Source organism: Curtobacterium sp. B18 (assembly GCF_000333375.1).
GTDB lineage: Bacteria > Actinomycetota > Actinomycetes > Actinomycetales > Microbacteriaceae > Curtobacterium.
The window spans coordinates 1-6,153 of record NZ_BACZ01000678.1; the positions used below are offsets into that span (position 1 = coordinate 1).

Here is a 6,153-nt window from a genome sequence, read left to right on the forward strand (position 1 = left end):
GAGGGCAGCCGCGATGCCGACGCCGAACACGACGTACCGGAGCACCACGCGCCAGGGTGCGCGCAACGGCTGGTCCATGCGCTCACCTCCTGATCTCGGCTGCGCACGTAGAGTGGTTGTCCGGCAATGTACGCCACTCGGTTCCGGATCGCATCCCGTTTCGGAAGAAATCGTCAGGAAAGGCCGGTCTTGGTCTCGATCTTCAACGCCCCCACGCGCAACCTGGACGTCGTCACGCTGCACGAGATCCTGCGCCTCCGGCAGGACGTGTTCGTGGTCGAGCAGGCCGCCGCCTACGCGGACATCGACGGCCGCGACCTCGAGCCCGGGACGCTGCAGTTCTGGGCGGGACAGGGCTCGGTCGACGCGACGCTCCGGCTCCTGCGCGAGGAGGACGGGACCGAGCGCATCGGCCGGGTCGCCACCGCGAAGGCCGCCAGGGGGCAGGGTCTGTCCTCGCGCCTGATGGAGGCCGCGATCGCCGAGGCACGGTCGGCGCGCATCGCGATCGACGCGCAGGCACACCTCGAGCAGTGGTACGCCCGCTTCGGGTTCGTGCGCTCGGGCGCCGACTTCAACGAGGACGGGATCCCGCACCTCCCGATGACCCGGACGCGCTGAGCCGCCCCGGTCAGAGGCTTCCGGGTCAGGCCCGCCAGCGCCGGAGCTCGTCGAACGAGCGGCCCTGCTGTGCACGGTCCGCGACGAGCCGTTCGAACACGATGTTCGTCTGCGTCGTCGCGACCGACGGGTCGCCGCTCAGCTCGTCGGCCACGAAGTCGCGCAGCTGCTCGGTCGACGTGCACGCGATGTGCACGAGGAAGTCCTTGTCGCCCGCGAGGAACGACACGTCCTGCACGACGGGCACCCGGAGCAGGCGCTTAGCGAAGTCCCGGAGCTCGTGGCGTGCGGCGGCGTGCACCCGAACCGAGACCATCGCCTCGATCGCGAAGCCGAGCCGGGCCACGTCCACGTCGGCCCGGTAGCCGCGGATCACCCCGGCGTCCTCGAGCGCTCGGACCCGCGTCAGGCACGTCGACGGTGCGATGCCGACCGCGGCGGCCAGACGGTTGTTCGGGATGCGGGCGTCGGCGGCCAGGGTCCAGAGGATCCGCTCGTCGACCTCGTCGAGGCGCGGCACGGGGTCGGGGCGGCGGACGTGGCGATCGGACACGGCTCGACGCTACCGCGCCCCCGCACGACCGCGCGTCGACACGTCCGCGCCCCCACACGTCAGCGCGTCCGGCAGGCCCGCCAGCGCATGGCAGGACCGTGGTCTTCTCGGTGTGTGACCGTTCCGGTTCGCGATCCTCGGGATCCGCGAACCGGAACCGTCACGCGCCGGACGGAACCTCCCCGTCCGCGCCGCTCCTGGGAACCCGCCGCTCCTGGGAACCCGCCGAACATGCGGACCGCCCCTGTGACGACCACCACCTCCGACGCGTCACCCTGGTGGGCGCGGACGATCGCGCCCCAGGAACTGGAGACACCATGAGCACCGACCACGACGACACGACCACCGGCAAGCCGTCCTTCCGTGACACCGTCACAGCCGGGCTCGTGCAGAAGGCGCTCGAGCCGGTGCTGCGCGCCGTCCGCGACGAGGTCGCATCGGCACGACGTGAGATCGGTGACCGGGTGAGCGGTGCGAAGTCCGGACTCGTGCTGACCGGCGTCGCCGTGGCCTTCGCGCTGACGACGCTCGTCCTGCTCGCCGGCTTCGTGGTGGCGCTGCTCGCCCTCGCGCTGCCCGTGTGGGCGGCGACCGGGGTCACGCTCGTCGTGTTCGCGGTCGTGACCGCCGTCCTCGCCGCGGTCGGGGTCCGGGGCATCCGTCGCGGTGTCCCGCCCGTGCCGACGGACACGATCCACGAGACGAAGGACCGGATCACCGGGGCCTGAACGACGTCACTACATCGCGAGCGTCATGCCGACGACCGCGACGGTCATCGCGAAGACCTCGCCGCTCCGGACGGCTCGGCGGTCGTCCCGTGCCCACTCGTACCGGAGCAGCCACCCGCTGAAGGCGCAGTAGCCGATGACGCCCGCGCCGAGCACCGCACTGAGCGCGATGCCGTGCGCCGCGTGGTCGTCGGCGAGACCGGTGGCGTGCCCCATCAGGAGCATGCCCGACATCACGACCGCCGACAGTGCACGGTGGACGTCCATCGGCTCGGCACGGCGGCCGTCGGCGCGGCGGCGGCGCATGACCGGCAGCGGCGCGAGCAGGAGCAGCACCGTGGCCGCGAGGAGCGTCCACACCGCCCCGGCGTGCACGACGGGCAGGAGCATCGCGACGAGCATCACCGCCGCCGGCACGATCACGCCGGGGCGCGGTCGGTACCGGTCCCCCACGACGCAGCACACCGACGCGAACTGCGGCACGACGAGCATGGCGTCGGCGACGGTCTCGTGCACGGCGTGTCCTCGGGCGGCGGGGTGGTGCGGGGTCGGGTCAGTCCTCGGCGCGGGAAGCGGCCTTGGCGGCACGCTCCTGCTTCACGCGGGCGTTCTCCGCGTGCACCGCGGCCTGGGTCGCGCGCTCGCGGACGAGCCACTCGGGCTTCTGCTCGAGCAGCGTCTTGATCTCGGCCGTGGTGAGCGGTTCGTCGATGCCCGCACGGGTCAACCCGGAGATCGACACGCCGAGCTTCTGCGCCACGACGGGTCGCGGGTGCGGTCCGTCGCGACGGAGGTCCTCGAGCCAGGTCGGGGGTTCCGTGCGGAGTTCGTCGAACGCGGTCCGGCTGATCGGCGCGTCCCGGAAGGTCTCCGGGGCGGCCGCCAGCAGGATGCCGAGCTTCTTCGCGGCCGTCTCGGGCTTCATGGTCTGTTCCTGCGCCATGGACACAAGGGTACGGCCCCTATGCTCGGTTGCATGACCGCGGCACTCACCATCGCCTTCGTGCCGGGGGTGTCCCCTGCGAAGTGGGCCCGCGTCTGGCGCGAACGCTTCCCCACGATCGAGCTCCGACTCCGCCCGATCGGCGCGGACGAGGTCGACGCCGCACTCGCCGGCGAGGCCGACATGGTCTTCGCCCGGGTCCCCGTCTCCGACGCGCACAACGCCATCCCGCTCTGGACCGAGACCGCCGTCGTCGCGATGCCGAAGGACTCCCCGCTCGCGGAACTCGGCGAGGTCGACCTCGCCGCGACCGACGTCCACGTGGTGGACCCCGGCCCGGTGCCGGCCGACGTCGACGCCACCCTCGACCTGGTCGAGGCGAACGTCGGCGTGGCCGTCCTCCCCCAGTCGCTCTTCCGAGCCGCGAGCCGCAAGGAACTCGTCAGCCGCACGCTCGTCGGCTCGTCCGGCACCCGGATCGTGCTCGTCTGGCGCACCGAGGACGCGACCGACACGACCGAGGAGTTCATCGGCGTCGTGCGCGGACGCACCGCGAACAGCTCGCGGGGCGAGCAGGACCAGCCCGGAGGCGTGGCTCCGGACGAGAAGACCGGGTCGCGTCCGGCGAAGGGCGGCGGCAAGGCCGCACCGTCGAACGCGAAGACGGTCGCGAAGCGGGGCGCCACCAAGGGCACCGGTGGCAAGAGCGGCGGCGGGAAGAACTCGACCGGGCGCGGCCGCGTCCAGCGCGGCATGAAGGGCAAGCCGAAGCGCGGGTCGAAGGGCAACCGGTGACCGACACGCACCTCGTCCCGATGCCGACCGAGCGGCTGCCCGGCTGGCTCGAGGACACGATGACCGAGTACGTCGCCTCCCGGATGCGCGCCGGCGAGACCCGGGAGCGCGCCGAGGCGAACAAGCAGGAGTCCCTGGACAAGTGGTTCCCGGACGGTGCGCCGCTGCCGGACCACCTCGTCTGGGACGTCACCGACGGCGCCGATGACGTCGTCGGGTACCTCTGGATCGGGCCGTTCGCCCCGGGCAGCGCCGAGTGGTGGGTGTTCGACGTCGAGATCCACGAGCCGTACCGGCGCCGTGGACACGCCCGCCGGGCACTCGAGCTCGCGCACGAGGCCGCCCGCGCACACGGAGCCCGTTCGATCGGCCTGAACGTCTTCGGCTACAACACCGGTGCGCAGGAGCTGTACGAGCAGCTCGGCTACGGCGTGACCGCGACGCAGATGCGCCTACCGCTCGACTGACTCAGCGCATCACGGCCGCAGCGGCACGGGCGACGCGCTCGCCGCGGGAGTCCTCGGCGGCGGCCCGGGCGGCCGTCACCACCCGGGTGTCCGCGCGGACGGCGGAGCCGGCGTCGAACGGTGGCTGGGGGTCGTACTCGATCTGGAGCTGGATGGCCTCGGCCGCGGGGCGCCCGGCGAGCTCGGAGGCGAGCCACAGCGCCATGTCGATGCCGGCGCTGACCCCGGCCGCGGTGACGATCGCCCCGTCGTCGACCACGCGGTCGTCCACGGGCTGCGCGCCGAACGCCGCGAGCATCGGCTTCGACGCCCAGTGCGTCGTCGCACGCTTGCCGGCGAGCAGCCCGGCAGCGCCGATGACGAAGGCACCGGTGCAGACCGAGGTCACCCAGGTCGCCCGCTCGGCCTCGCGCCGGACGAAGCCGATCACCGCCGGGTCGAGCATCGCGTCGAAGGCTCCGTCGCCACCGGGGACCACCAGCACGTCCGCCGGGCTCGCGTCCGCGATGGTCGTGGTCGGCACGAGGGACAGGCCGCAGTCGCTCGGGACCGGGTCGAGGGTCGCCGCGACGTACTCCACGCGTGCCCCGGGGACGCGGGACAGCACCTGCGCGGGCCCGGTCAGGTCGAGCTGCGTCAGGCCCGGGAACAACAGGAACGCGATGCGGACCTCGGCGGGGTCGTGCGCCGGGGTGCGGGCATCGGCGTCGCCGGTCGGCTCGGGCGTCGGGACCTCGGCGTCGAGCGGCACCTCGACCACCTCGGAACCGACCGGGTGCACGGGGCGGACGCGCGGGTTCTCGGAGCTCATGGGGCGACCCTAGCTCTGCTCGCCCGGACCCGACGGGGTCAGGCCCAGACGCCGGACGTCCCGCGCCGGTGGCTGCCCACGAGGTGCGTGTCGACGATGCCCAGCGCCTCCATCAGCGCGAACATCGTGGTCGGTCCGACGAACGCGAAGCCGCGCTTCCGGAGCGCCTTCGACAGCGCGACGGACTCGTCCGAGGTCGTCGGGACGTCGGCGAAGGTGACCGGTTCCGGCGTCGCCCGGGGCCGGAACGACCAGACGAAGTCCGACAGGCCGCCGTCCTGCCGCAGGGCGATCGTGGCGTTCGCGTTCGTGATCGTCGCGAGGATCTTCGCCCGGTTCCGCACGATCCCCGCGTCCGCCATGAGTCGTGCGACGTCGTCCTCGCCGAAGGCCGCCACAGTGTCGACGTCGAAGTCCGCGAAGGCCGCGCGGAACGCGGGGCGCTTCGCCAGGATCGTCCGCCACGAGAGCCCGGACTGGAACGCCTCGAGCGACAGCCGCTCGAACACGCCACGCTCGTCGCGCACCGGCATGCCCCACTCGGTGTCGTAGTAGTCGCGGAGCAGTGCGTCGCTCGACGCCCACACGGGCCGGGCGAGGCCGTCGTCACCCACGACGAGGTCGGACGGGGGTGCGGCGACGTGCTCGGAGCTCATGCCACCATCCTGGCCGTCGCCGCCGACACCCGCCCCCCGGTCATGCGGCGGGCGGGCCGTCCTCGGCCGCCTGCTGGTCCATCCACACGTACTCCCAGCGGTGGCCGTCGGGGTCGAGGAAGCTCCGCTGGTACATGAAGCCGAGGTCCATCTCGGGGCGGTCCTCGGTCCCGCCGGCGCCGACCGCCGCGTCGACGATCCGGTGCACCTCGTCCTTCGAGGTGGCGCTCAGCGAGTTGATCACCTCGATCGTGTCCGCGTCGGCGATGGCCTTCGTGGTGAACTCGGCGAACTTCGGGTGGGTGAGCACCATGACGCAGATCGTGTCGCTCACCACGACGCACGCCGCGGTGTCGTCGCTGAACGCGGGGTTGATCGAGTAGCCGAGGGCCTCGTAGAACGCCTTCGATCGTTCGAGGTCGGCGACGGGCAGGTTGATGAAGACCATCGTGTCCACGGGAGATCCTTTCGTCCTGCCCAACCTGGCGCGCGCGGAGCCGGAGCGCAACCGTTCCACCGGCGAAGCAACCGGTCCGTGCGTCCCGGATCCACGCCGACCGCATGTGAGACGGACGGGAG

10 protein-coding genes are annotated in these 6,153 nt (G+C 72.4%); 4 read left to right on the forward strand and 6 right to left on the reverse strand.

What is annotated here, in order from left to right; all coding sequences use genetic code 11:
* Positions 1-189: 189 nt before the first annotated feature.
* Positions 190-621 (forward strand): GNAT family N-acetyltransferase, encoded by a 432-nt coding sequence (locus tag I5E_RS18115; protein ID WP_022908232.1) that lies wholly within the window; start codon positions 190-192, stop codon positions 619-621.
* 25 nt (positions 622-646) lie between these two features.
* On the opposite strand, the gene I5E_RS18120 is transcribed toward I5E_RS18115, so the two are convergent.
* A complete protein-coding gene (locus I5E_RS18120) occupies positions 647-1,174 on the reverse strand; it encodes an Lrp/AsnC family transcriptional regulator (protein ID WP_022908233.1) in 528 nt (175 codons plus the stop codon).
* A 317-nt stretch (positions 1,175-1,491) separates the two neighbouring features.
* Between I5E_RS18120 and I5E_RS18125 the strand changes: the two genes are divergently transcribed.
* A complete protein-coding gene (locus I5E_RS18125) occupies positions 1,492-1,902 on the forward strand; it encodes a phage holin family protein (protein ID WP_022908234.1) in 411 nt (136 codons plus the stop codon).
* 9 nt (positions 1,903-1,911) lie between these two features.
* Here the strand turns inward: I5E_RS18125 and I5E_RS18130 are convergent, their stop codons facing one another.
* Together I5E_RS18130 and I5E_RS18135 are read right to left on the reverse strand one after the other, a co-directional pair.
* Positions 1,912-2,418, reverse strand: coding sequence for a hypothetical protein (locus I5E_RS18130; protein WP_022908235.1), 507 nt, complete (start codon positions 2,416-2,418; stop codon positions 1,912-1,914).
* A gap of 37 nt (positions 2,419-2,455) precedes the next feature.
* Entirely contained in the window at positions 2,456-2,845 is a 390-nt protein-coding gene (locus tag I5E_RS18135; protein ID WP_022908236.1) for a DUF5997 family protein, read from the reverse strand.
* A gap of 33 nt (positions 2,846-2,878) precedes the next feature.
* On the opposite strand from I5E_RS18135, the gene I5E_RS18140 reads away from it, so the two are divergent.
* Together I5E_RS18140 and I5E_RS18145 are read left to right on the forward strand one after the other, a co-directional pair.
* The gene (locus I5E_RS18140; RefSeq protein WP_187290545.1) at positions 2,879-3,640 is read left to right on the forward strand and encodes a LysR family transcriptional regulator substrate-binding protein; all 762 of its coding nucleotides are present in this window, start codon (positions 2,879-2,881) and stop codon (positions 3,638-3,640) included.
* Positions 3,637-4,107, forward strand: a complete 471-nt coding sequence (locus I5E_RS18145; protein WP_022908238.1) for a GNAT family N-acetyltransferase — start codon at positions 3,637-3,639, stop codon at positions 4,105-4,107. Before I5E_RS18140 ends, I5E_RS18145 begins: the two co-directional genes overlap by 4 nt.
* A 1-nt stretch (position 4,108) precedes the next feature.
* Here I5E_RS18145 and I5E_RS18150 read toward each other — a convergent pair whose 3' ends face one another.
* Genes I5E_RS18150 through I5E_RS18160 form a run of 3 tightly spaced genes read right to left on the reverse strand, consistent with a single transcriptional unit; the run spans position 4,109 to position 6,022 of the window.
* A complete protein-coding gene (locus I5E_RS18150) occupies positions 4,109-4,918 on the reverse strand; it encodes a DJ-1/PfpI family protein (protein ID WP_083858046.1) in 810 nt (269 codons plus the stop codon).
* 38 nt (positions 4,919-4,956) lie between these two features.
* Entirely contained in the window at positions 4,957-5,574 is a 618-nt protein-coding gene (locus I5E_RS18155) for a DNA-3-methyladenine glycosylase I (protein WP_022908239.1), read from the reverse strand.
* 40 nt (positions 5,575-5,614) lie between these two features.
* On the reverse strand, positions 5,615-6,022 hold the full coding sequence (locus tag I5E_RS18160; RefSeq protein WP_031263122.1) for a VOC family protein: 408 nt from the start codon (positions 6,020-6,022) through the stop codon (positions 5,615-5,617).
* Between the last annotated feature and the right edge of the window lie 131 nt (positions 6,023-6,153).